Origin of the sequence: Streptomyces melanogenes, assembly GCF_014649795.1 — a bacterium.
In the GTDB taxonomy this organism is placed as follows: domain Bacteria; phylum Actinomycetota; class Actinomycetes; order Streptomycetales; family Streptomycetaceae; genus Streptomyces; species Streptomyces noboritoensis.
Genome location: NZ_BMTS01000010.1, coordinates 298,533 through 321,070, shown reverse-complemented (window position 1 = coordinate 321,070; position 22,538 = coordinate 298,533). Strand labels below are relative to the sequence as shown.

23 protein-coding genes are annotated in these 22,538 nt (G+C 72.4%); 8 read left to right on the top strand and 15 right to left on the bottom strand.

Translation table 11 applies throughout. From position 1 onward, the window contains the following. Positions 1 to 13: 13 nt before the first annotated feature. Positions 14 to 775, top strand: a complete 762-nt coding sequence (locus IE252_RS23190) for a GntR family transcriptional regulator (RefSeq protein WP_190091371.1) — start codon at positions 14 to 16, stop codon at positions 773 to 775. 133 nt (positions 776 to 908) lie between these two features. Here the strand turns inward: IE252_RS23190 and IE252_RS23185 are convergent, their stop codons facing one another. From IE252_RS23185 to IE252_RS23175, 3 genes are all read right to left on the bottom strand, one after another. Continuing rightward, positions 909 to 2,066 carry an ROK family transcriptional regulator gene (locus tag IE252_RS23185; RefSeq protein ID WP_190091370.1) on the bottom strand — a complete coding sequence of 386 codons (1,158 nt, stop codon included), beginning with the start codon at positions 2,064 to 2,066 and terminating at the stop codon, positions 909 to 911. A gap of 88 nt (positions 2,067 to 2,154) precedes the next feature. Continuing rightward, the gene (locus tag IE252_RS23180; protein WP_190091369.1) at positions 2,155 to 2,805 is read right to left on the bottom strand and encodes a response regulator; all 651 of its coding nucleotides are present in this window, start codon (positions 2,803 to 2,805) and stop codon (positions 2,155 to 2,157) included. A 4-nt stretch (positions 2,806 to 2,809) separates the two neighbouring features. Then, on the bottom strand, positions 2,810 to 3,982 hold the full coding sequence (locus IE252_RS23175; protein ID WP_190091368.1) for a sensor histidine kinase: 1,173 nt from the start codon (positions 3,980 to 3,982) through the stop codon (positions 2,810 to 2,812). A 107-nt stretch (positions 3,983 to 4,089) separates the two neighbouring features. Between IE252_RS23175 and IE252_RS23170 the strand changes: the two genes are divergently transcribed. The 5 genes from IE252_RS23170 to IE252_RS23150 all read left to right on the top strand — a co-directional run bounded on the left by IE252_RS23170 (position 4,090) and on the right by IE252_RS23150 (position 7,118). Then, complete coding sequence (locus IE252_RS23170) at positions 4,090 to 5,130, top strand: ABC transporter ATP-binding protein (RefSeq protein ID WP_190091367.1); 1,041 nt, start codon at positions 4,090 to 4,092, stop codon at positions 5,128 to 5,130. A 3-nt stretch (positions 5,131 to 5,133) separates the two neighbouring features. Then, positions 5,134 to 5,883 carry an ABC transporter permease gene (locus IE252_RS23165; protein WP_190091366.1) on the top strand — a complete coding sequence of 250 codons (750 nt, stop codon included), beginning with the start codon at positions 5,134 to 5,136 and terminating at the stop codon, positions 5,881 to 5,883. A gap of 37 nt (positions 5,884 to 5,920) precedes the next feature. Continuing rightward, positions 5,921 to 6,358, top strand: coding sequence for a hypothetical protein (locus IE252_RS23160; RefSeq protein ID WP_190091365.1), 438 nt, complete (start codon positions 5,921 to 5,923; stop codon positions 6,356 to 6,358). A 106-nt stretch (positions 6,359 to 6,464) separates the two neighbouring features. After that, on the top strand, positions 6,465 to 6,866 hold the full coding sequence (locus IE252_RS23155; RefSeq protein WP_190091364.1) for a hypothetical protein: 402 nt from the start codon (positions 6,465 to 6,467) through the stop codon (positions 6,864 to 6,866). Between the two features lie 105 nt (positions 6,867 to 6,971). Continuing rightward, positions 6,972 to 7,118, top strand: coding sequence for a hypothetical protein (locus IE252_RS23150; RefSeq protein ID WP_229848737.1), 147 nt, complete (start codon positions 6,972 to 6,974; stop codon positions 7,116 to 7,118). A gap of 45 nt (positions 7,119 to 7,163) precedes the next feature. Here the strand turns inward: IE252_RS23150 and mug are convergent, their stop codons facing one another. Genes mug through IE252_RS23135 form a run of 3 tightly spaced genes read right to left on the bottom strand, consistent with a single transcriptional unit; the run spans position 7,164 to position 10,082 of the window. Then, positions 7,164 to 7,721 (bottom strand): G/U mismatch-specific DNA glycosylase, encoded by a 558-nt coding sequence (gene mug / locus IE252_RS23145; protein ID WP_190091362.1) that lies wholly within the window; start codon positions 7,719 to 7,721, stop codon positions 7,164 to 7,166. Between the two features lie 31 nt (positions 7,722 to 7,752). After that, on the bottom strand, positions 7,753 to 9,195 hold the full coding sequence (gene purB / locus IE252_RS23140) for an adenylosuccinate lyase (protein WP_190091361.1): 1,443 nt from the start codon (positions 9,193 to 9,195) through the stop codon (positions 7,753 to 7,755). A gap of 59 nt (positions 9,196 to 9,254) precedes the next feature. Further along, positions 9,255 to 10,082, bottom strand: a complete 828-nt coding sequence (locus IE252_RS23135) for an SGNH/GDSL hydrolase family protein (RefSeq protein ID WP_190091360.1) — start codon at positions 10,080 to 10,082, stop codon at positions 9,255 to 9,257. Between the two features lie 65 nt (positions 10,083 to 10,147). On the opposite strand from IE252_RS23135, the gene IE252_RS23130 reads away from it, so the two are divergent. Both IE252_RS23130 and IE252_RS23125 read left to right on the top strand, forming a co-directional pair. Then, the gene (locus IE252_RS23130) at positions 10,148 to 11,191 is read left to right on the top strand and encodes a maleylpyruvate isomerase family mycothiol-dependent enzyme (protein WP_190091359.1); all 1,044 of its coding nucleotides are present in this window, start codon (positions 10,148 to 10,150) and stop codon (positions 11,189 to 11,191) included. Positions 11,192 to 11,453: 262 nt separating this feature from the next. Next, on the top strand, positions 11,454 to 11,741 hold the full coding sequence (locus IE252_RS23125; protein WP_190091358.1) for a holin: 288 nt from the start codon (positions 11,454 to 11,456) through the stop codon (positions 11,739 to 11,741). A 63-nt stretch (positions 11,742 to 11,804) separates the two neighbouring features. On the opposite strand, the gene IE252_RS23120 is transcribed toward IE252_RS23125, so the two are convergent. The 9 genes from IE252_RS23120 to bioB all read right to left on the bottom strand — a co-directional run bounded on the left by IE252_RS23120 (position 11,805) and on the right by bioB (position 22,448). Continuing rightward, complete coding sequence (locus IE252_RS23120; RefSeq protein WP_190091357.1) at positions 11,805 to 12,824, bottom strand: hemolysin family protein; 1,020 nt, start codon at positions 12,822 to 12,824, stop codon at positions 11,805 to 11,807. Beyond that, on the bottom strand, positions 12,821 to 14,359 hold the full coding sequence (locus IE252_RS23115; RefSeq protein WP_190091356.1) for a hemolysin family protein: 1,539 nt from the start codon (positions 14,357 to 14,359) through the stop codon (positions 12,821 to 12,823). The genes IE252_RS23120 and IE252_RS23115 overlap by 4 nt, the downstream gene beginning before the upstream one ends. 242 nt (positions 14,360 to 14,601) lie before the next feature. Beyond that, positions 14,602 to 17,166, bottom strand: coding sequence for an ABC transporter permease (locus IE252_RS23110; RefSeq protein ID WP_190091355.1), 2,565 nt, complete (start codon positions 17,164 to 17,166; stop codon positions 14,602 to 14,604). A 6-nt stretch (positions 17,167 to 17,172) separates the two neighbouring features. Beyond that, positions 17,173 to 17,997 (bottom strand): ABC transporter ATP-binding protein, encoded by an 825-nt coding sequence (locus tag IE252_RS23105; protein ID WP_373298594.1) that lies wholly within the window; start codon positions 17,995 to 17,997, stop codon positions 17,173 to 17,175. Positions 17,998 to 18,112: 115 nt separating this feature from the next. Continuing rightward, a complete protein-coding gene (locus tag IE252_RS23100) occupies positions 18,113 to 18,784 on the bottom strand; it encodes a class I SAM-dependent methyltransferase (protein WP_190091353.1) in 672 nt (223 codons plus the stop codon). Positions 18,785 to 18,901: 117 nt separating this feature from the next. Next, positions 18,902 to 19,255, bottom strand: a complete 354-nt coding sequence (locus IE252_RS23095) for a VOC family protein (RefSeq protein WP_190091352.1) — start codon at positions 19,253 to 19,255, stop codon at positions 18,902 to 18,904. After that, the gene (bioD, locus tag IE252_RS23090; RefSeq protein ID WP_190091351.1) at positions 19,255 to 19,947 is read right to left on the bottom strand and encodes a dethiobiotin synthase; all 693 of its coding nucleotides are present in this window, start codon (positions 19,945 to 19,947) and stop codon (positions 19,255 to 19,257) included. Before bioD ends, IE252_RS23095 begins: the two co-directional genes overlap by 1 nt. Before the next feature lies 1 nt (position 19,948). Beyond that, positions 19,949 to 21,262 (bottom strand): adenosylmethionine--8-amino-7-oxononanoate transaminase, encoded by a 1,314-nt coding sequence (locus IE252_RS23085; RefSeq protein WP_190091350.1) that lies wholly within the window; start codon positions 21,260 to 21,262, stop codon positions 19,949 to 19,951. Continuing rightward, the gene (bioB, locus tag IE252_RS23080) at positions 21,255 to 22,448 is read right to left on the bottom strand and encodes a biotin synthase BioB (protein WP_190091349.1); all 1,194 of its coding nucleotides are present in this window, start codon (positions 22,446 to 22,448) and stop codon (positions 21,255 to 21,257) included. The genes IE252_RS23085 and bioB overlap by 8 nt, the downstream gene beginning before the upstream one ends. Positions 22,449 to 22,538: the final 90 nt, after the last annotated feature.

Below are 22,538 nucleotides of genomic sequence, written 5' to 3'. Positions count from 1 at the left end.
TGCGGAGGACAGGGTGGGGACCACGCAGCTGGAAACGGTGCCGGAGCCGAAGTACTGGCACCTCAAGACCGTGCTGAGCGAGGCGCTCGACTCGGACTTCGCGGTGGGAGAGATCCTGCCCAACGAGCGTGAGCTGGCCGCCCGTTTCGGCGTCGCGCGCGCCACGCTCCGCCAGGCTCTGGAGCAGCTCGAACTCGAAGGCAGGCTGCAGCGCCGCCGCGGCGTCGGCACGACCGTCGCCCCGCCGCGCGTGGGCGTCTCCGTCGGCGCCGAGCAGCACGACTGGCCCGGCACCGCCGGTGACTCCTGGCAGGCCGCCGACTGTGCCGTCGGCGCCCCGCCGCTCGCGGTGGCCCGGCTCTTCGACAGCGAGCCGCTCGAAGAGGTGCACACCGTCCGCCGGATCCGCACCACGCACGGCCAGCCCGTCGCCGCCGAGCTCCTGTACGTACCGGCCTCCTCCGTGCCGGACCTCACCGCGATCGACGCGCCGTCCGGACCGGCACGCGCGCGCAGCGTGCTGCGCGAGCTCCAGCGCCTCGACCTGGAGGGCCAGGACCGCGCGGTCGAGCTGGGCTCGGCCCGCGCCGACGACGCGAAGGAGCTCGACCGGCTGCCGGGTGCGCCCGTCCTCGTCGTGACGACGCGCTACTTCTCCCTCGGCCGGACCGTCGCCGTCTCGGTGGCGACCTACCGCGCCGACACCTGCCGCCTCACCTTCGGCGACTCGGGCGACCTGCAGATCAGCCACGACGGCCACCGCCAGGCCTCCTGACACCTGCCCGCTCCGTTTTTGCCACGGCCCGCCACTCTCGAGAGTGGCGGGCCGTTCGCGTTGGGGGAGGGGGAGGCGCGGTGCTTCGTCCGGGATGGCGGGGCCGCCGTAGGCGCCCCGCGTCCCCGCCCGCTCAGCGTCGAGCCGTCACCGTGCCCTCGACCGCGAACAGCTGCTCCTCGACATGGTCGAGCGCCAGCCGCAGCGCACCGGTCGCCACCGCCGCCTCCCCGAGGAGGGAGAGGGCCACGCGCGGCGGCCGCAGGCAGTACCGCGCCAGCTCCTGCCGCAGGGGATCCAGCACGCCGTCGATCCCCGCCGCCCAGCCGCCGACGACCACCAGCTCCGGGTCGAGCGCGAGCACCAGGGCCGCCACATCGTGGACCAGTCGCTGGATGAACCGCTCGACCGCCTCCTGCGCACCGCTGTCGCCCCGCTTGGCCAGCGCGAACACATCGGCGACCGCCTGCTCGTCCAGCGGGTGCAGTGGCTCCCCGGTCGTCGACAGCAGCTTCTCCGGCGTCACGTCGCGGCCCAGCAGATGCAGGGCGCCGATCTCGCCCGCCGCGCCGCCGAACCCCCGGTGCAGCCGTCCGCCTATCAGTGACCCGGCTCCCGGGCTCAGCCCGGCCAGTACGAAGACGATGTCGTCGGAGTCGGTCGCCGCGCCCTTCCAGTGCTCGGCCACGGCCGCCGCGTTGGCGTCGTTCTCGACCAGCACCGGGCAGCGGAACGACCGCCGCAGCCGCTCGCCCAGGGCCAGTCCGGTCCACTCGGGCAGCGCCGTGCCGAGCCGCACGGTGCCGTCGGCCTCCACTATGCCGGGGCTGCCGACACCGACCGCGCGGAGCGAACTGCGCGCCACGCCGGCCCGTCGCAGCAGGTCGGCGACCGTCGCCCTGACCTTCTCCAGACGCTCATCGGCCGAGGCAGTCTCCGACACCTCGCGGGACCCGGCACCGACGATCCGCCCGTCGAGCCCGGACAGCAGCGCCGCCACCCGGTGCGGGCCGATCTCGATGCCCAGCAGATGGCCCGCCTCGGCCCGGAACCTGAACCGGCGCGCGGGGCGCCCCTGACGGCGCGCCTCACCCTCCTCGGGAGCCGACTCGACGACGAGCCCGCCCTCCATGAGCCCCTCGACCACGCCCTCGACCGTCGGCCTCGACAGACCGGTGATCCGGGTCAGATCGGTCAATGTGGGAGATTCCGCCCCACGCAGTGCATGGAGAACCACCGCGGAGTTGATCCGCCGCAGCAGAGAGGGATCCCCGCCGGTCAGCCGCCCCAACGTGTGTCCTCCCAGCTCGTACGCGTGTCTGCCGGATCGTACTCGCTGGTCAGGTATACGGCGAGTGGCGGATGGTCACGGAGACGCATCAGCTCGGAGCCACGAATCCCGACTCGTACGCCGCGATCACCGCCTGGGTCCGGTCCCGGGCGCCCAACTTGGCCAGGACGGCGCTGACATGGGTCTTCACCGTCTCGGTGCCGACGATCAGCCGGGCGGCGATCTCCGCGTTGGAGAGCCCGCGCGCCATGAGCCGCAGCACGGCCGCCTCACGCTCGGTGAGCGCCGCCTTGTCCAGCGCCGCCCGGGCGTCCCGGTTGCCGTACTCGGCCGCGAGCGACCGGACCGCCGCCGGGAACAGCAGCGATTCGCCCTCCGCGACGAGCCGCACCGCGTGCACGATCTCGGCGGGCCGGGCCCGCTTCAGCAGGAACCCGTCGGCCCCGGCCCGCAGCGCCTCGTACACGTACTCGTCGTTCTCGAACGTCGTGACCACCAGGATCTTCGGCGGATCCTGCACCGTGCGCAGCACCGCCCGAGTGGCCTCTATGCCGTCGAGCAACGGCATCCGGACATCCATCGCCACCACATCGGGGCGCAGCCGGCGCACCAGCGGGATGACGGCGGCGCCATCGGCGGCTTCACCCACCACCTCGATGTCGGGCTGGGCCTCCAGTACGGCACGCAGACCCGCACGGACCAGGGGTTCGTCGTCGACGAGCAGAACGGTAACCGGCATCCGGTCAGCGTAGGCCGTCCAGCGGCAGCCGGACGCGCACCCTCCATTCCCCCTCCTGCGGACCCGACCGGGCCTCGCCGCCCAGCAGTGCCGCCCGTTCACGTATCCCGCGCAGGCCGCTGCCGCCCTGCCCCCTGGGCATCGAACCCGTCAGTGGATTCGTCACATCGAGCTCCAATCGCTCTCTCAACACGGCTATCCGCACCCGCACGGGCACCGGACCCGAGTGCCGCAGCACATTGGTCAGTGCCTCCTGGAGGATCCGGTACCCCTCCCGGGAGACCGGACCCGGCACCGACGCCAGCGGGCCGCTCAGCTCGGAGTCCACCTTCGCCCCCGACGCCCGCGCCGATTCGAGCAGCCGGTCGGCCTCGTCGAGCGTCGGCCGCTGCCCCACCGGCCCCCCGCTCTCGCGCAGCACGAGCAGAACGCGCTCCAGGTCGTCCAGTGCGGTCCGGCCCGTCTCCTCGATCGCGGCCAGCGCCCGGGCGGTGAACGCCGGGTCGCCCGCCGCCCGGGCAGCGCCGGCCTGCACCACCGCGACGGTCAGCGCGTGCCCGATCGAGTCATGGATCTCGCGGGCGATCCGATTGCGTTCGAGCAGCCGCTCGGTCCGCTCCTCCAGCGCGGTCAGCCGCTCCTCCTTCGACGGGCCGAGCAGCCGCCGCGCGATGGCGGCGTCCAGCTCTCCGAGGGGCGCGACACAGCAGAGCATGAGGAGAACGGGCAGCGGAGCCAGCGCCGACCACCACCAGTGCGGTGCCGCGTCGCGCAGGACAGGAAGGTCACTCCTCCCGTGGCCCATGGAGGTGCTGACCAGCTCGTAGGCGACTATGGGGAGCCATGCCGAGATCGCCATGGTCACCAGCGCGAGCGCCAGTCGTATCTCCAGCCACATGACGGTCCGCCCGCGCTCGGCCCAACTGGCCGACGGCGCGGCGGAGACAGTCGCGTCGTGCCGGCCCCGCTCCTTCGGTACGACGAGCAACTGGACCTGTATCCCCTCGGCCAGACGCACGGCCGGTATCAGCCCTATCAACAGCAGGGCGAGAAACGGGACATACGGCTTTTCCATATCGATGAACAGCCAAATGCCGTACACCGCGACGGGCATCGACAGATGCAGCCATCGCGTGTACGTCACGGAGCGGCCCAGCGGGCGGAGAAAGCGGATCATGTCGCCATCGTGCCAGCGTCCGGATCGCCGCGGCTCCCCCGCACGGGGGAGACGGTCCCCACGCACGGGGGAGGCCCCGGACCTGCGGTGACGGCGAACGTTGAGACATGACCAGCATCGACGTCAAAGAGCTCACCAAGGAGTACGGAACGACCCGCGCGGTGGACCGCCTGACATTCAGCGTGCGGCCCGGCCAGGTCACCGGCTTCCTCGGCCCCAACGGCGCCGGCAAGTCCACCACCATGCGGCTCGTCCTGGGCCTGGACCGGCCGACGTCGGGCACCGCCACCCTCGGCGGCCGCCCGTACGTGGAATACGACGAGCCGCTGCGCCACGTCGGCGCGCTGCTCGACGCCCAGGCCGCGCACGGCTCGCGCACCGCGCGGAACCATCTGCTGGCCCTGGCCGCCAGCAACCGAATACCGGCCCGACGCGTGGACGAGGTGCTCGAAGAGGCGGGTATCGCCCGTGTCGCGGGCCGGCGCATCAAGACCTTCTCCCTCGGCATGCGTCAGCGGCTCGGGATCGCGGCGGCCCTGCTCGGTGACCCCTCGGTGCTGATCCTGGACGAGCCGTCCAACGGCCTCGACCCGGAAGGGATCATCTGGATAAGGGAGTTGATGCGGGGGCTTGCCCGCGAGGGCCGGGCCGTCCTGGTCTCCAGCCATCTGATGAACGAGACCGCTTCGTTCGCCGACCACCTGGTCGTCCTCGGCCGAGGACGGCTCCTGGCCGACACGCCCATGCAGGACTTCATCGACTCGCGCATTCAGCCGCGAGTACGCCTGCGGACCACCGAAGGCAGCCGCCTGCGCACCCTCCTGACATCGCGGGGCTTCACACCCGTCCAGGGCGAGGACGGTCGATGGATCGTGGAGGGCGCCCGGGTCGAGGACGTGGGCCCGCTCGCAGCGGCGGACGGCATCCCGATCCTCGAACTCGCGACGGAGGAGGCAACGCTGGAGCAGGCCTATCTCGACCTCACGGCAGACGAGGCGGAGTTCGCGTCCGGCTCGGCCGCAGGCCCCAACCGTTCGACCCCTCACACCTCATCCCACCACGCGAACCTATCCGACCCTTCTTCCCCTTCTTCCTCTTCGTCCCCGTCTTTCCGCTCCGTCCGTTCGACCACCGACCAGGAGGTATGAGCCGTGTCGTTCCCCGCAGTTCTCCACGCCGAGTGGATCAAGGTCCGCTCGCTGCGGTCCCTCGTCGGCTCGCTGATATCGGTGTTCCTGGCGACAGCCGGGCTGACCATCCTGGTGTGCGCCACGCTGGGGCGCCCGGAGCCCGACAGTGACGACTTCGTCGAGCCCATTCTGTTCTCCTACTACGGCCTCAACTTCGGGCAGATGGCGGCACTCACCTTCGGGGCGATAGCGATGGCCGCGGAGTACAAGAACGGGGGGATACGGGTCTCGCTCGGCGCCGTGCCCAACCGGGGGCTGTTCTACGCGGCGAAGCTCGTCGTGATCGCCGGTCTTGTCTTCGCCGTGGGGCTCGTCACCAGCCTGACCTCGTTCCTGTCCGGCCAGGCGCTCATGGACAAGGGGTTCGGCATAGGCATCGGTGATCCGGGGGCGCTTCGCGCGGTGGTCGGCTGCGCCTTCTACCTCGCCCTGCTCAGCCTGCTGGCCGCGGGCCTCGCTGCGCTCCTGCGCAGTGTCACCGGCAGCATGTGCGTGCTCGTGCCGATGTTCCTGATTGCGCCCTTCGTGGTCGGGGACGTGTCGCAGGGCGGCAGTGCCGCGGACTTCCTGCCGGATCGGGCGGGCCAGCAGATCCTGCTGCTCCACCCGGAAGGGCCGTTGGGTGCCTGGAGCGGCATGGCCGTGCTCATGGCGTGGAGCGGGCTGGCCGTGGGGGCGGGCTGGTGGGCGCTGCGGCGGAGGGACGCCTGAGAGGCCAATTGTCAGTGGCGGCGGGTTTACTGACTGCATGACCACCGCACGGCATCTCGAAGTCATCGATCTGCTGCGCGTCCGCGACTTCCCCGCGGAGCGCGGCAGGTCGGGGGCGCTCACCAGCGGACCCGGCTACCACCTGGCGGAGCTCAGCACCAGCGAGGACTTCTGGGACGACGACGGAAGCAGACGCGTCGAAGTGGAGGAGCAGTACGAAGCGGAGTGCGAGGCCCTCGCCGAGCTGCTGAGCCAGCGGTGGGGCGCGGCGCAGATGTTCAACCTCTGGAGCGTGCTGACCCGAGGCATGGAAGGAGAGGAGATAGCCGAGCCGTGGGGAGAGCTGAGCAACAGCGTTCCGTACCTCCACCTCTGGCGGGTGGACCACCACTGGATCGCCGTCGGCGTCTCGCAGTGGGACGCGGAGTTGGAGTTCCAGCTGATGGCGGTGGTGACAGAGGTTGATCCGCCGTGAGGCCGTAGGAGGTGCGGGCAGGGCCGCCGGGTGACGGGTCGGCGGGCCGGTGTGGCGTAACGTCCTGGGGCGTCGCCGTCTCTTGCCGGCGGGTGAGGAGATCGTGATGACGTACGCAGTGGCGGATCTGGGTGGCGGTACGACGGAAGTGTCCGTCGTCGCGGACGGCGTGGTCCAGATGACCGGCTACGCGGGCGGTGGTGAGGCGTCGGTCGCCGAGTTCACCCCCGCACAGGCCCGGGAGCTGGCGGCGGCGCTGGTGCAGGCGGCGAACGAGGCGGAGAACCTGACACCGAGCGAGCCCGTGTCGGTCAAGGCGCAGGACCTGAGGCGGGGCGACGTAAGGGACGGCGACCGGTCGATGACAGTGGACCGGGTCAAGGTGGACGAGGCCATCTCGACGGCGCACGTCACCTGGAAGTCGGACGTGGGCCGTACCTGGACGCAGAGCTATGCCATGGACACGGACATCCGTCTGCGGAGGCGGGGGCCGGAAGCGGCGGGGTGAGGGAAGGGGGGTGTTGGCGCGGGGAGGTTGGGGCTCGGTGTCCTCGGCTCGGTTCTCGTCCCTGGGGGAGCACCGTCGTGCCGGGCCTGTGTGGGGGAGAACGGGGTGGTGCGGTGGTTCAACGGGAGGGAGGTGTACGAGCTCTGCCGGGTGTGCGGGGTCGCGCTGGACTCGCGTGATGCCGAGCCCGACCCCGTGGTGCTCCAGGCGGGCCGGGAGCGCTGGGCCAGGATCTGGGGGCGCATGCCCTAGGCCGGGGGCGAGGTGCTGATACCCCGGGCGGCCGGTGCAAGCGGGTTAGCTGGTGGCGGTGTCCCCGTCTGCTTGCGCCGCTGCTCGGAGGTGGGCGTACTCCTCGGCCATCGTCTGGGCCGTCCAGTGGGCGTTCAGGCCGCTGGGGTTGGGCAGGGCCCAGACGCGGGTGTCGCCGATGGTGCGGGTCTGGGGGCCTATCCGGGCCTTGCGGTCGTCGAAGGCGGTGCGGTAGGCGGTTATGCCGACCACGGCGAGGTAGCGCGGGCGGAGTTGTTCGACCTTGGCGGTGAGGAGGCGGCCGCCCTCGCGGAACTCCTCGGCGCTCAGCTCGTCGGCTCGGGCGGTGGCCCGGGCGACGACGTTGGTGATGCCGAGGTCGTAGGTGAGCAACTCGTTCTGCTCCCAGGGCTTCAGCTGGCGCGGGGTGAAGCCCGACAGGTGCAGGACCGGCCAGAAGCGGTTGCCCGGGCGGGCGAAGTGGTGGCCGGTGGCGCCGGACATCAGGCTCGGGTTGATGCCGCAGAAGAGCACGGACAGACCGCCCGCGGCCACGTCGGGGATGACGGTGTCGCGGGCGGCCTGGAGTTCCTCGGGAGTCATCGGGAGGACCCGTGAGAGGGGGTGGGCGCGGTCAGAGGATCGAGCCGGGGGTGTACGCGGCGGCGGCCGGGTGCTGCTTGGCGATCTCCTCGATACGGGAGACCAGCACGGCGACCTGGTCGCCCGCGGCGCCGGTGAAGGAGAGCTTGTCGGCCATCAGGGCGTCGAGCTGGGCGCGGTCGAGCGGCATGCGGTCGTCGGCGGCCAGCTTGTCGAGGAGCTCGTTGCGCTCGGCGCCCTGCTCGCGCATGGCCAGGGCGGACGCCACGGCGTGCTCCTTGATGACCTCGTGCGCGGCCTCGCGGCCGACCCCGGCGCGTACCGCCGCCATCAGCACCTTGGTGGTGGCGAGGAAGGGCAGGTAGCGGTCCAGCTCGCGGGCCACGACGGCGGGGAAGGCGCCGAACTCGTCGAGCACGGTGAGGAAGGTCTCCAGCAGGCCGTCGAAGGCGAAGAACGCGTCGGGCAGCGCGACCCGGCGGACGACCGAGCAGGAGACGTCGCCCTCGTTCCACTGGTCGCCGGCGAGCTCGCCGGTCATCGAGGCGTAGCCGCGCAGGATGACCATCAGGCCGTTCACGCGCTCGCAGGAGCGGGTGTTCATCTTGTGCGGCATCGCGGACGAGCCGACCTGGCCGGGCTTGAAGCCCTCGGTGACCAGCTCGTGCCCGGCCATCAGCCGGATCGTCTTGGCGACCGAGGAGGGCGCGGCGGCGAGCTGCACCAGGGCGGTGACGACGTCGTAGTCGAGCGAGCGCGGGTAGACCTGACCGACGGAGGTGAAGGCGTGGGCGAAACCGAGGTGCCCGGCGATGCGCTGTTCGAGCTCGGCGAGCTTCGAGGCGTCGCCGCCGAGCAGGTCGAGCATGTCCTGGGCGGTGCCGACCGGGCCCTTGATGCCGCGCAGCGGGTAGCGCGCGAGCAGCTCCTCCAGACGGCCGTAGGCGACGAGCAGCTCGTCGGCGGCGGTGGCGAAGCGCTTGCCCAGGGTGGTGGCCTGCGCGGCGACGTTGTGCGAGCGGCCCGCCATGACCAGCTCGGCGTACTCGCCGGAGAGCTTGCCGAGGCGGGCCAGGACCGCCACGGTCCGGTCGCGCATCAGCTCCAGGGAGAGCCGGATCTGGAGCTGCTCGACGTTCTCGGTCAGGTCGCGGGACGTCATGCCCTTGTGGACCTGCTCGTGTCCGGCGAGGGCGTTGAACTCCTCGATCCGGGCCTTCACGTCGTGGCGCGTGACCTTCTCGCGCTCGGCGATCGACGCGAGGTCGACCTGGTCGAGTACGCGCTCGTAGTCGGCGAGGGCGGCGTCCGGCACCTCGATCCCGAGGTCCTTCTGCGCGCGCAGCACGGCGAGCCAGAGCTGACGCTCCAGCTTCACCTTCTGCTCGGGGGACCAGAGGACGGCCAGCTCCGTGGAGGCGTAGCGGCCGGCCAGGACATTGGGGATGCGAGGCTTCGCAGACACAGCAGTCACGTGTCCAGATTCTACTGGCGATTTCTGCAGGCCAGCGCCCCGGTCCGGTTTGTGGCTTGCTACGAGAGCGCGGTCACGTCGCCGGACGCCGTGCCCGGTACCCCGTTCGCCGGTGGGGTCGGGGCGTACGGCAGGAGCTCCGGGCGCTTCGCCGGGCGGCCGTCGCCCGAGGACCGGCCGGTCAGGCGGCGCGCGATCCACGGGGCCAGGTGCTGCCGGGCGAACCGCGCGTCGGCCACGCGGCGCGTCGCCCAGCGCGGGCGCGGCCCGTGCGGCAGCGGGGCGAGCCAGTCGTCCTCGGCCGGGAGCCCGAGCTTCTGCCAGACCGCCTCGGCCACCCGGCGGTGCCCCTCGCCGGTCAGATGGAGCCGGTCGACGTCCCACAGGCGCGGATCGCCGAGCACGGCCGCGCCGTACAGGTCGACGACCAGGGCGTCGTGCTTGGCGGCCAGGTCCTCGATGTGGGCGAAGAGCTCTTCCATACGCGGGCGGAAGCGTTCCATCACCGGGCCGTTGCGGCCGGGGCTGCGCATCAGGACGAGTTGGCCGCAGGACGGCGCCAGCTTCTCGACGGCCTCGGTGAGGAGCCCGCGTACCCGGCCCATGTCGCACTTGGGACGCAGGGTGTCGTTGAGGCCGCCGACCAGGGTCACCACATCGGCGCGCATCGCGGCGGCGGGTTCGACCTGTTCGTCGACGATCTGGCCGATGAGCTTTCCGCGTACGGCGAGATTGGCGTAACGGAAGCCGGGCGTCCGGGCGGCGAGCCGGGCCGCGAGCAGATCCGCCCAGCCGCGGTAGGAGCCGTCGGGCAGGAGGTCGGACATGCCCTCGGTAAAGGAATCGCCGACTGCGACAAAGCTTGTGTAGCTGGCATTCATCTCCATGGCGGAGCGATCGTACCGCGCGGTAGTGTCACGCGGTCCGGGTGGTGACGGCGAGGGGGAAGCGGATGAGCGAGGCGCTGGAACAGGCGCTGGCGGAGGCGTTGGCGGTGCTGGTCACCGCGGTGGACACCTGCGAGGACGATGTGCTCGACCCCGACACCGCGGTGAAGTGGCTGGAGGGCAGCGCGTACGTCCTGGACCGGCTCGCCCCCGCGGACCGGCGGCGGCTCGCCGCGCTGTTCCGGGCGGCCGCGCTGCGCGAACCTGCCGGGCCCTGGCGCGACGACCTGCTCAAGGTCGGGGACGGCTTCGGGCTCGACGAGGACCAGCACGAGCGCTACTGCGACGCGATGGAGACGCATGTGCGGCGGTTCGCCGAGACCGTGCGCGCCGCCGACCCCGCGACCGAGGTGCCCGCCTGCCCGGGCTGGACCTTCGCCGACCTCACCCGCCACCACGGCACCACGCACCGCTGGATCGCCCATCTCGTACGCCACCGGGTCACCGAGCGCGTCTGGTCGAGGGACGTGCCGCTGGAGCTGCCGGACGAGGAGAAGGACTACCCGGACTGGCTGGCGGCCGCGGCCGAGCAGTCGCTGCGGGTGCTGCGTTCGGCCGACCCCGAGACCCCGATGTGGTCGCATGGCGCCGACCAGCACGTCCGGTTCTTCGCCCGGCGGCTGCTGTTCGAAGCCGTGGTGCATCTCGCGGACGCCGAGCTGGCGCTGGGGCGTACGCCACGCGTCGAGGCGTGTACGGCGGCCGACGGCATCGAGGAGTTCCTGGAGAACCTGCCGTACTTCGGGCGGCTCGCGGAATCAGGCGCCGCGCTCGGCCGGGACGGCGCGTCCCTGCGGCTGCGCGCCACCGACACGGGTGCCGCCTGGACGGTGGTCCTTGGCGGCGCGAACGGCTTCCGGTGGGAGAACGCCGCGGGCGGCGCGAGCGGCTCCGCCGCCCCCGAGGCCGACGCCACTGTCACCGTCGAGGGCCCGGCGGGCGAACTGCTGCTGCTCGTGTACGGGCGGCGGGCGCCCGGCGAGGAGGAGTTCACGGTCGCGGGCGAGCGCGAGGTGCTCGACGCGTGGCTGGCCGCGACGGCGCTCTGACCGGCTGCCCGTAGTCGCTTGCCCGACGCCGCCGCCGGCTTCGGGCGGTCGCGGTTCCGTCACCTGCCCTGGGCGAACCCGGCCCGGCTCAGTCCAACCCGGCCGACCTCAACCGAACTCAGCCGATCCCCGCCGCGCGGGCCCTGTCGGCGCGGGGTGTTCCGCGGTATGCCAGGAACACCTCAAGTTCCCGCACCTCAACGCCCCCTGTCCCCAGACCACTTGACCCCGCATTGACCACGCACGAGAGAGCGAGCGTTCCATGTTCACCAAAGCCTTCTGGAAGGCCACTGCCGAGCGGGCCGTCCGTACCTTCGCCCAGTCGCTCGCGGCGGTCCTGACGGCCGGGGCGACCAACCTGTTCGACGTGGACTGGAAGGCGGCGCTCGCCACCGCGGGCCTGGCGACGCTGCTCTCCGTGCTGATGGCCATCGGCTCGTCGGGCCTGGGACGGCCGGGGCCGGGCCTCACCGAGACCACGGCACCCGACGCCCCCGCCAAGCCGGCCACCACCACGGGAACCGAAAGCGCCGCCAAGCCCGTTGTATAGGCGGCGCCCCGCCGCCCCCCGGGCGCGCCCGCCTTACGCGGTGCCCGATCGGCCGACCAACTCCTACGCCGTGTCCGGTCGGCCGACCAACTCGCGCAGCACGTCCTCCATCGTGACCAGGCCCGACAGTCGTCCGTCCTCGCCGAGCACCGCCGCGAGGTGCGTACGGCTGCGGCGCATGGCGGTCAGTACGTCGTCGAGCGGCGTCGAGGTGCGGACCCGGGCGATCGGCCGCAGCGCCGTCACCGGGAACGGCACATCGCGCGGCATCGCGTCGAGCGCGTCCTTGACGTGCAGATAGCCGAGGATGCGGTTGCCCGCGTCCACGACCGGGAAGCGGGAGAAGCCCGACAGGGCGGCGAGCCGCTCCAGCTCCTCCGGAGTCGTGCCGACCGGCGTGTGCACGACCTTCTCCAGCGGGACCACCACGTCCCGGACGGGGCGCCGCCCCAGCTCCAGGGCGTCGTGCAGTCGCTCGGCGGCCCGGTCGTCGAGCAGCCCGGCGTCGCCCGCGTCCCGGACCATCCGGGCCAGCTCGTCGTCCGAGAACGTCGCCGCGACCTCGTCCTTCGTCTCCACCCGCAACAGCTTGAGCAGGGCGTTGGCGAAGGCGTTGATCGCGAAGATCACCGGGCGCAGCGCCCGGGCGAGCGTCACCAGCGGCGGGCCGAGCAGCAGCGCGGTCCTGGCAGGCTCGGCCAGCGCGATGTTCTTCGGCACCATCTCGCCGAGCAGCATGTGGAAATAGGTGGCGAGCGCCAGGGCGATGAAGAAGGAGATCGGGCGCGCCGCGCCGTCGGGCACGCCGACCAGGTGGAACACCGGCTCCAGGAGATGCTCGATGGCGGGCTCGGCGACCACACCGAGCACCAGGGTGCACAGCGTGATGCCCAGCTGGGCCGCCGCCATCAGCGCGGAGACGTGCTCCAGACCCCAGATCACGCTGCGTGCACGGCGGTTGCCCCGCTCGGCGAGCGGTTCGATCTGGCTGCGGCGCACCGAGATCAGCGCGAACTCGGCGCCGACGAAGAAGGCGTTGACGACCAGCGTCGCCAGACCGATCAGCAACTGGATGACGGTCATCGGCCGGTCCCCTCGTCATTGGCGGAACGAGAACCGGAACCGGAACCCGAACCGGAACCGGAACCGTCGTCAACGGCGGAACCGTCGGCATCAACAGCACCACCAGCCCCATTGGCACCAGCAGCCCCATCGCCCCGGCCCTCGCGCCGCGCCCCCCTGCCGCGCCGCGCCCCCCGGTGCTCCCTGCGCCGTCGGGAGCCGTGCTCCTCGTCCTCGTCGTCCCCGTCGCCCGGCAGCGGCGCGTGCAGCAGGACGCGGGCGGCGCGGCGGCCGGACGCGTCGACGACGTCGAGCCGCCAGCCGCCCAGCTCCACGCTGTCGCCGAGGGCCGGGATCCGGCCGAGCCCGGTGGCGACCAGGCCCGCCAGCGTCTCGTACGGGCCCTCCGGGACGCGCAGCCCGATGGCCTCCAGCTGGTCGGTGCGGGCGGCGCCGTCGGCCGAGTAGAGCGCGCGCCCGTCGGCGTCCTCGCCGGCCCGGGCCAGGTCGGACGTCTCGTGCGGATCGTGCTCGTCCCGCACCTCGCCGACGACCTCCTCGACGATGTCCTCCAGGGTGACGACCCCGGCCGTACCGCCGTACTCGTCGATGACCACGGCCATCGTCCGCCGTCCGTACAGCTGGTCCAGGAGCCGGTCCACGGTCAGCGTCTCCGGTACGAGCAGCGGCTCGCGCAGCAGCTCGGTGACCGGATGGCGGGGCCGCTGCTCGGCGGGGATGGCGAGGACGTCCTTGATGTGGGCGATCCCGACGACGGTGTCCAGGCTGCCCCGGTAGACGGGGAAGCGGGACAGGCCCGTCGCGCGCGTGGCGTTCGCGACGTCCTCGGCGGTGGCGTGCACCTCCAGCGCGGTGACCTGCACGCGGGGCGTCATCACGTTCTCGGCGTCGAGCTCCGCCAGGTTGAGCGTACGGACGAAGAGCTCGGCGGTGTCCGCTTCGAGGGCGCCCTCCTTGGCGGAGTGGCGGGCCAGCGCGACCAGCTCCTGGGGAGTGCGGGCGGAGGCCAGCTCCTCGGCGGGCTCCAGGCCCAGGCGGCGCAGCATGCGGTTGGCGGTGTTGTTGAGGTGGCTGATGAAGGGGCGGAAGGCCGCGCTGAAGGCGCGCTGCGGCGTGGCGACGACCTTCGCGACCGCCAATGGCGAGGAGATGGCCCAGTTCTTGGGGACGAGTTCGCCGACAACCATCAGGAAGACGGTCGACAGGGCGGTCCCGAGGACCAGCGCCGCCGAGTGGGAGGCGCCCTCGGGCAGGCCGAGGGAGCCGAGCGGGCCGCTGATCAGCTTGGCGATCGAGGGCTCGGCGAGCATGCCGATCACCAGATTGGTGACGGTGATGCCGAGCTGTGCGCCGGAGAGCTGGAAGGTGAGGCTGCGGACGGCCTTGAGGGCGCTGCTCGCGCCGCGCTCGGCGTTCTCGACGGCCCGCTCCAGGTCGCCGCGCTCCACGGTGGTGAGGGAGAATTCGGCCGCCACGAAGGCCCCGCAGGCCAGCGACAGCAGCACGGCCACCACGAGCAGAAGCACTTCGGTCATCGGTTCACCTCCGTCCCATGATCGGGCAGGGCCAGGAGGATCGCGCGATGTCGTGTACCGGTACGGGGACGGGTACTGGGAGGCTCGCCCATGGGCGGACGCTCACACCTTTCAGTCGTGGGTAGGTGCACCCATGGTAAAGCATTGGCAAAATGGCGGTGAGGGTAGGTCCTGGGGACCAGGAAAACCCCAGGTCAACGCACTGATACGAAGCTGCGTACCCGGAACGACGCCCGCGCCCCCTACTCGTGCGCGATCGCCGCCAGCACGTTCATCCGCGACGCGCGCAGCGCCGGGAGCAGTGCCGCCACCAGGCCCACGGCCGCCGCGCCCACCGCCACCGCGATCACCGTGGACCAGGGCACGGCGAACGCCTTGAGGCCCTGGAGCGCGAGCACCTGCTGGATGCCCACGCCCCACACCATGCCGAGCACCAGCCCCAGGAGCGCCCCGAACACCGCGATCACCACCGACTCCAGCCGGATCATGCGCCGCAGCTGGACCCGCGAGAGCCCGATGGCGCGCAGCAGCCCGATCTCGCGGGTGCGCTCCACCACCGACAGGGCCAGGGTGTTGACCACGCCGAGCACCGCGATGACGATCGCCAGGCCGAGCAGCGCGTACACCAGGTAGAGCATCACGGCGATCTGGTCGCGGATCAGCTTCTTGTAGTCCGCCTGGTTCCGCACTTGCACCTGCGGATAGGGATCCAGGGCCTTCTCCAGCGAGGCCCGCAGCTCGTCCGCACTGGTGCCGCCGCCCGCGTTCACGTACACCGCCGCGTCCTGGCCGCCCGGAAGGTAGCGCTCCACGGTGGCCAGGCCCATGAACACCCCGCCCTCCACGCCGAAGCCGCCCGAGGTGTCCATGTCGGTCAGGGCGGCCACCCGCAGCCGCGCCCTGCCGCCGGTGGAGAAGGTGACGGGGAGGGTGTCGCCGAGGCGGACGCGGTGGTCGCGCGCGTAGTCGCGGTCCATCGCCAGGTTGCCAGGGGCGAGCGCCTCGGCCGAACCGCCCGCCGCGTAGGTGATGTGGGCGACGTCGTCGAGCTGCGGGTCGTAACCGGACGCGGTCGTCTGGGGCGTCCTGCCGTCGGGCAGCGTCAGCCGCAGCGGCGCGAACCGCTGGCGGACGACGGTCTCCGTGCCCTTCACCGCGCGCACCTTGTCGGTGATCTCCTGCGGGAACGGCTGGAAGTTGCCGTTCTGTACGACGAAGTCGGCGCCCAGCGTCTTGTCGATCTGCTGGTCGAACGACTTGGTCATGGAGGCGCTGGCCACCGACAGCCCGGCCACCAGGGCGATGCCCACCATCAGGGCGGACGCGGTCGCGCCCGTGCGGCGCGGGTTGCGCAGCGCGTTGCGCTGGCTCATCCGGCCCACCGGACCGTACAGGCGCGGGAAGGCGGCGCCGAGCACCCGGATCACCGGCCGGACGAGCAGCGGCCCGGCCACCACGGTCGCGATCAGCGTGAGCACCACGCCGAGTCCGAGCAGCGAGGACGAGGTCGCGGTCTTCGTGGATGTGGCGCACCCCGTGAGCGCCGCCGCTCCCGCGACCGTCAGGACCGTGCCCACCACGGCCCGTACCTTCAACGGCCGTCCGATGCCGGAGACTTCGGCGTCCGCGAGCGCCGCCATCGGGGAGACCCTGGCGGCCCGGCGCGCGGGCAGATACGCGGCCACGAACGTCACGCCGACGCCCACCGCGTACGCCGCCACCGGCGTCCCCCAGCCGATCACCATCTCGGCGGTGCTGAGCTTCATCCCGAACGTGCCCATCAGCGCCATCAGTCCGGCGGCCAGCCCGATCCCGGCGCCGAGGCCGAGCGTGGAGCCGACCAGGCCGAGCAGCAGCGCTTCGAGCAGCACCGACCGGCGCACCTGCCGCCGGTCCGCGCCGAGCGCCCGCAACAGGCCCAGCTCGCGGGTGCGTTGGGCGATCAGCATCGAGAAGGTGTTGACGATCAGGAAGATGCCCACGAGCGTCGCCACACCGGCGAAGCCCAGCATCACGTACTTGATGACGTCGAGGAACCCGCCCAGCTCGTCGGCGGCCGACTTGGCCTGCTGGGCGGCCGTCTTGATCTCGTAGGAGCCGCCGACGGCCGCCGTGACGCGCTGCTTGAGCTCCTCGTCCGACACCCCGGCGGCCGCGTCCACCGAGATGGCGGTGGCCACGTCCGGCTTGCCCAGGAGCCGGGTCTGCGCGGTCGGGGTGTCCAGGAACACCAGCGCCGCACCGGGGTTGGTGGTGGTGAAGGTGGCGATGCCGACGACCTCGACCTTGAAGGAGCCGGGCTGGGCCAGGACGGTGAGCGGGTCCCCGATGCGGACGTGCTTCTTGTCGGCGGTGTCCTTGTCGAGCAGCGCCTCGCCGGGGCCGTGCGGCGCGTGGCCGCTGGCCAGCTTCACCGGACTGCGTTCGGTGACGTACCAGTTGGTGGCGATGGTCGGGGCGCCGGTGGTCGGTCCGACCGAGTCGTTGGAGCGGTCGACGACGGTGATGTTCTCGACGGCCACGTCGACGTGCGTGGCGGCCACGCCGTCGACGCCCGCGATCCGGGCCGTGAGCGAGGCCGGGACCGTCCGGGTCACCCCGGACGACACCCGCTCGTCGAGCCCCTTGGTCGGGTTGACCGTCACGTCCGCCGACGTCGAGGCGAAGAGCCGGTCGAAGGTACGGGCCACGGTGTCCGAGAAGATCAGCGAACCGGCGACGAACGCCACCGAGAGGATCACCGCGAGCGCGGACAGCAGCAGCCGTCCCTTGTGGGCGAGGAAGCTGCGCAGGGTCGCCTTCAGCACGGCCGCTCAGCCCTTGCGCAGCGGGTCGTAGTCGGGGGCGCCGTCTTCGGCGGTGGCCGCGTCCGTGCCCGGCCCGCCGGAGAACAGCCGCAGCCGGTCCAGGACCGCCTCCGCCGTCGGGCGGGGCATCTCGTCGACGATCCGCCCGTCGGCCAGGAACAGCACCAGGTCGGCCCGGCCCGCCGCGACCGGGTCGTGGGTGACCATGACCACCGTCTGCCCCAGCCGGTCCACGGCCTCCCGCAGGAACGTGAGGACCTCGGCCCCGGCCCGCGAGTCGAGGTTGCCGGTCGGCTCGTCCGCGAAGATCAGCTCCGGGCGGGACGCCAGCGCCCGCGCGCACGCCACCCGCTGCTGCTGGCCGCCGGAGAGCTGGGCGGGCCGGTGCCCCAGGCGGTCGCGCAGCCCGAGCGTGTCGATGACCTGTTCCAGCCACTCCCGGTCGGGTTTGCGCCCGGCGATGTCCATCGGCAGCGTGATGTTCTCGGCGGCGGTGAGCGTCGGCAGCAGGTTGAACGCCTGGAACATAAAGCCGATCCGGTCCCGCCGCAGCCGGGTCAGCTCGCGCTCCTTGAGCCCGGTGATCTCGGTGCCGCCGAGCCAGACCTGGCCCGCCGAGACCGAGTCGAGCCCGGCCAGGCAGTGCATCAGGGTGGACTTGCCCGAGCCCGACGGGCCCATGACCGCGGTGAACCGGCCGCGCGCGATGTCCACGTCGACCGAGTCGAGCGCCAGGACGGCCGTCTCGCCCGTGCCGTACGCCTTGGTCAGCGCCCGGGCCCGCGCGGCGACCCCTTCTGTTTCCGCTGTGGCCGCTGCGGGTGTGGACAAGGCCGCCTCCCGGGTCGTTGCGTCATGGCTGGACCGACTCCCGTACGGCATAAGAGAGTAGAGGCGCGGACCGGCCCCGGCCATCCGGCGGAAGCAGGAGATCCCGGGAAGGGGATCAGGCGGCATCCGGGCGGCGGGCCGTGCCGAGCACATGGGGCGACGCCGGGTGCCTCGGCCCCTTCTCGGGCACCCGCAGGCGGCGGAACGCGACCAGGTCGAAGCCCGCCGCCTCCATCGCCGCCAGCGGGTCGCGCGAGGTGTGGCAGCCGCCGAGGAGCAGCGGCCACAGGGTCCGGTCGGCCGCGCGCTGGACGGCCGCGAGGGCCCGGCCCTCGGCCCGTACGTGCTCGTAGAACCGCAGCTCGCCGCCGGGGCGCAGGACCCGGCGGATCTCGGCCAGCGAGCGGTCCACATCGCGTACGGAACACAGCACCAGGCAGACCACGGCGGCGTCGAACGCCTCGCTCTTGACCGGCAGCGCCTCGGCCGCGCCCGGCACCACGTCGACCGGCACCTCCGCGCGCAGCGCCGCCCGGACGGCCAGCGTGCGCAGCCCGCGCTCGGGTTCGATGGCGACCACTTCGGAGACGCCGCCCGGATAGTGCGGGAAGTTCAGGCCGTTGCCCGCGCCGATCTCGATGACCCGGCCGGAGAGCCCGGCCAGCAGCTCGCGGCGGTGCGCGGTGACGCCCGCCTTCCGGTCGGTCGTCTCGCTGAACCGGCCGTAGAAGCGGGCGAACAGGGGGTGGTGCACGGCGTCCGGGGCGATCTTGGCGCGCTTCTCCATGGGGGAACCCTCCAACGACGGGCGGGAGAACGGGCGGGGCGGACACAGTGATTGTCCCCGCCCCGGCCCCGCGTCACCCGTACGCGGCCCCGTCCCCTCGCATCGGAGGGACGGCCGTCAGCCGCTCACGAAGCAGAACTCGTTCCCCTCCGGGTCCCGCATCACCTGGAACGCGCCCTGCGCGTCCGTGACGACCGCGCCCACCGACCGCGCGCCCAGACGCACCGCGGCGGCCCGGGCCCGGGCGACGTCCTCCACCACGAGGTCGAGGTGGAGCCGGTTCTTGCCCGCTTTCTCCTCCGGCACCCGCTGGAAGGCGAGCCGCACGGTGCCGGGTGCGTCGAGGTACGCCCAGCCCGCGTCGCGGACCACCGGGGCGCCGCCGAGCAGCGCCGCCCAGAACCGCGCCAGGCGGTCCGGGGCGGCGCAGTCGACGACGATCTGGCGCAGCCGTGCCCGTAGGACCGCCATCACAGGCTCCAGTCGCCGCCGAGCTCCGGACCGAGCCAACCCTTCGCCGCCGCACGGAAGTCGGCGCCCGAGAGCTGCCCGGCCCCCTCCGGCACCAGGCCGACCAGCGGGGAGCCCGAGGACTCCGGCAGGTCCGCCAGGTTGCAGCGGGACGCCAGGTCCGGCTCGGCCGGCCAGCTGCCCACGACCACGCCCGCGCACGCGATGCCCCGGGCCCGCAGCGCCTCGCCGGTCAGCGCCGCCATGTTCAGCGTGCCGAGCCCGGCCGGGGTGACGACCAGGACGGGCGCGCCGAGCAGCCGGGCCACGTCGGCGAGCGTGCCGCCCTCGTCGTCGAGGCGGACCAGGAGCCCGCCCGCGCCCTCCACGAGGACCAGGTCGTGCTCGGCGGCCAGCTTCTCGGCCGCCTCGGCGACCTCCTCGGGGCGCACGGCCGTCATCCCGGCCCGCCGGGCGGCCGTGTTGGGGGCCAACGGCTCGGGGAAGCGGGCGAGTTCGGCGCCGGTGATGTCGTCGCCCGCCAGGCGCAGCACCTCCGCCACGTCGCCGTGCTCGCCGGGGGCGACCCCGGTCTGGGCCGGCTTGAGGACGGCGACCGAGCGTCCGGCGGCGCGCGCGAGGGCGGCGACGGCCGCCGTGACGACCGTCTTGCCGATCTCCGTCCCCGTACCGCTCACTACCAGTACCGTCATCTCAGCCCTCCCGAGCAGCGGCGGCCACGGCACGGCAGATGCGCGCCAGGTCCTCGTCGTTCGTCACATACGGCGGCATCGTGTAGACGAGGTCGCGGAACGGGCGCAGCCACACGCCCTCGCGGACCGCCGCCCGGGTCGCCGCCGCCATGTCGACGTCGTGGTCGAGCTGGACGACGCCGATGGCGCCGAGGACGCGGACGTCCTTGACCCCGGGCGTCCCCACGAGTTCGCCCAGACCGTCGCGCATCCCCGTCTCCAGGCGCTTGATCCCGCCCTGCCAGTCCTGGGACAGCAGCAGGTCGATCGAGGCGCAGGCGACGGACGCGGCCAGCGGATTGCCCATGTACGTCGGGCCGTGCGCCAGGACCGGGACCTCGCCCGAGGAGATGCCCTCGGCCACCTCGGTAGTGCACAGCGTCGCCGCCATCGAGAGGTAGCCGCCGGTCAGCGCCTTGCCCACGCACAGCACGTCGGGCGAGACGCCGGCGTGCTCGGAGGCGAAGAGCGTGCCGGTGCGGCCGAAGCCGGTGGCGATCTCGTCGAACACGAGCAGCACGCCGTGCTCGTCGCACGCCTCGCGCAGCACCCGCAGATAGCCGGGGGAGTGGAACCGCATCCCGCCCGCGTTCTGCACCACCGGCTCGACGATCACCGCCGCCACCTCGTCGGCGTGGCGGGCGATCACCTCCCGCAGATGGCGTACGTAGGCCTCGTCCGGCTCCGCGTCGTACCCCGTGGGGGGCGCGTCCGCGAAGACCTGCTCCGGCAGCCGGCCCGACCACAGCGAGTGCATACCGCCGTCCGGGTCGCACACCGACATCGGCTGCCAGGTGTCGCCGTGGTAGCCGCCGCGCCAGGTCAGCAGCCGCTGCTTGCGCGGCTGCCCGACCGACTTCCAGTACTGCAGGCACATCTTGATGGCGACCTCGACCGACACCGAGCCGGAGTCGCTGAGGAAGACGTGCTGGAGCGGCTCGGGGGTGATCTCCACGAGCTTGGCGCTCAGGCGCACGGCGGGCTCGTGGGTGAGCCCGCCGAACATCACATGGCTCATCCGGTCCAGCTGGCCGCGCACGGCCTCGTCCAGGACCGGGTGGCGGTAGCCGTGCAGCGCCGCCCACCAGGACGCCATGCCGTCGACCAGCTCGCGCTGCCCGTGGGCCTCCTCGGCGAGCCGCAGCCGGACCCCGGACGCGGACTCCACGACCAGCGGCTCCTGACGGCCCGGCATCGGGCCGTAGGGGTGCCAGACGTGCTGCCGGTCCAGGGCCCGCAGCTCGGCGACGTCGTAACCGGGCGTCGTATCAGGCATTGGGGGCCAGATCCGTGCCCGCGCCGCGGCGGCGCACCGCCACCAGGTCCGTGCGCGCCTCGGAGACCTCGGCCGCGGCGGCCGGCACGCTCTCGGAGCCGCACGGGCCGCAGCCGCCGCCCTCGTGTGAGCCGCAGCCGCTCTGGGCGTGCGAGCCGCAGCCCGCGCCGGCCAGCGCGTCGGCGCGGTGCTGGGGCAGCGTGGTGGTGCCCGCGCCCTCCACCTCGAAGCCGGCGTCCGCGATCATCTCCAGGTCGGCCTTGCCCTCCTGGCCCTCACTGGTGAGGTAGTCGCCGAGGAAGATCGAGTTGACCAGGTGCAGGGCGAGCGGCTGCATCGAGCGCAGATGCACCTCGCGGCCGCCCGCGAGCCGCACCTCGACGTCCGGGCAGACGAACCTGACCATCGCCAGGATGCGCAGACAGCGCTGCGGGGTGAGGTTCCACTCCTTGGCGAGCGGGGTGCCCTCGAACGGGATGAGGAAGTTGACCGGCACCGAGTCCGGGTCGAGCTCGCGCAGCGCGTAGACGACGTCGACGAGGTCCTCGTTGCTCTCGCCCATGCCCGCGATCAGCCCGGAGCAGGCCGAGAGCCCGGCGGAGTGCGCCTTCTGCACGGTGTCGACGCGGTCGGCGTAGGTGTGCGTGGTCGTGATGTCCCCGTACGTCCCCTCGGACGTGTTGAGGTTGTGGTTGTACGCGTCGGCGCCCGCCGCGCGCAGCCGCTCGGCCTGGCCGTCCGAGAGCAGCCCCAGGCAGGCGCACACCTCGACGCCCTCGTTCTGCTCCTTGATCGCCTCGATCGTCTGCGAGACGCGGTCCACGTCGCGGTCGGTCGGGCCGCGGCCGCTGGCCACCAGGCAGACGCGCTTGGCGCCGCCCGCGACGCCCGCGGCGGCCGCCTTGGACGCCTCGTCGGGCTTCAGCCAGGTGTACTTGAGGATCTCGGCCTTGGAGCCGAGCCGCTGCGAGCAGTACGAGCAGTCCTCGGGGCACAGCCCGGACTTCAGGTTCACCAGGTAGTTCAGCTTCACCCGGCGCCCGAACCACTGACGGCGCACCTTGCCGGCCGCGGCCACCACGTCGAGCAGTTCCTCGTCGGAGGTCGCCAGTACGGCGAGCGCCTCTTCACGGCTCGGCAGCTCGCGCCGCAGCCCCTTGTCCACCAGCGTGTTCAGCAGGTCCATGGCGCCGATCCTTGCCCAAGACCCCGCTTCCAGCCAAGGAGGGATCGTACAACTGCGCTCCCGGAAGGTGTGTGTATTGCCACACCCTGA

Coding starts and splice junctions, on each gene's coding strand:
- IE252_RS23180 (WP_190091369.1), bottom strand. CDS start 2,805: ATGCCGGTTACCGTTCTGCTCGTCGACGACGAACCCCTGGTCCGTGCG.
- IE252_RS23175 (WP_190091368.1), bottom strand. CDS start 3,982: ATGATCCGCTTTCTCCGCCCGCTGGGCCGCTCCGTGACGTACACGCGA.
- IE252_RS23170 (WP_190091367.1), top strand. CDS start 4,090: ATGACCAGCATCGACGTCAAAGAGCTCACCAAGGAGTACGGAACGACC.
- IE252_RS23160 (WP_190091365.1), top strand. CDS start 5,921: ATGACCACCGCACGGCATCTCGAAGTCATCGATCTGCTGCGCGTCCGC.
- IE252_RS23155 (WP_190091364.1), top strand. CDS start 6,465: ATGACGTACGCAGTGGCGGATCTGGGTGGCGGTACGACGGAAGTGTCC.
- mug (WP_190091362.1), bottom strand. CDS start 7,721: ATGACTCCCGAGGAACTCCAGGCCGCCCGCGACACCGTCATCCCCGAC.
- IE252_RS23135 (WP_190091360.1), bottom strand. CDS start 10,082: ATGGAGATGAATGCCAGCTACACAAGCTTTGTCGCAGTCGGCGATTCC.
- IE252_RS23130 (WP_190091359.1), top strand. CDS start 10,148: ATGAGCGAGGCGCTGGAACAGGCGCTGGCGGAGGCGTTGGCGGTGCTG.
- IE252_RS23125 (WP_190091358.1), top strand. CDS start 11,454: ATGTTCACCAAAGCCTTCTGGAAGGCCACTGCCGAGCGGGCCGTCCGT.
- IE252_RS23120 (WP_190091357.1), bottom strand. CDS start 12,824: ATGACCGTCATCCAGTTGCTGATCGGTCTGGCGACGCTGGTCGTCAAC.
- IE252_RS23115 (WP_190091356.1), bottom strand. CDS start 14,359: ATGACCGAAGTGCTTCTGCTCGTGGTGGCCGTGCTGCTGTCGCTGGCC.
- IE252_RS23100 (WP_190091353.1), bottom strand. CDS start 18,784: ATGGAGAAGCGCGCCAAGATCGCCCCGGACGCCGTGCACCACCCCCTG.
- IE252_RS23095 (WP_190091352.1), bottom strand. CDS start 19,255: ATGGCGGTCCTACGGGCACGGCTGCGCCAGATCGTCGTCGACTGCGCC.
- bioD (WP_190091351.1), bottom strand. CDS start 19,947: ATGACGGTACTGGTAGTGAGCGGTACGGGGACGGAGATCGGCAAGACG.
- IE252_RS23085 (WP_190091350.1), bottom strand. CDS start 21,262: ATGCCTGATACGACGCCCGGTTACGACGTCGCCGAGCTGCGGGCCCTG.
- bioB (WP_190091349.1), bottom strand. CDS start 22,448: ATGGACCTGCTGAACACGCTGGTGGACAAGGGGCTGCGGCGCGAGCTG.